Below are 286 nucleotides of genomic sequence, written 5' to 3'. Positions count from 1 at the left end.
GTTTTTTGTCAGTTCATCCAGTTCTCTTCTGAAATCCCCCTGCCAGTGCGCTACCGCTATTGACATCAGTAAGTCGGAGAACTCAAGTTTTGTCCCCCCGCTGTTCGTGCGGATGAAAACATCCAGCACATGATCAATATCCTGACTGCTCTCATTGAAGTAGTGGATAAGATTCTCAGTTCTTATCTTGGTATAAAGTTTAAGCAGAGTTTTTCTGGAAAATTCACTGGAAATGAGTCCTCTTTTTTCGAGTTCTGGTACGACAACGTTAAATAAAATATCATCA

General features: G+C 40.9%; 1 protein-coding gene. It reads right to left on the bottom strand.

Annotated features, from left to right (window positions below; all coding sequences use genetic code 11):
- Positions 1-286: DUF262 domain-containing protein (locus tag N6P30_RS24525; protein ID WP_260630018.1), on the bottom strand; the 286-nt coding region annotated here is incomplete at both ends.

The sequence above is a fragment of the Enterobacter sp. PL1 genome (assembly GCF_945957325.1).
Classification (GTDB): Bacteria; Pseudomonadota; Gammaproteobacteria; order Enterobacterales; family Enterobacteriaceae; genus Enterobacter; species Enterobacter roggenkampii.
The sequence above is the reverse complement of the archived record's forward strand: the minus strand, read 5'-3'. Positions and strand labels throughout refer to the sequence as shown.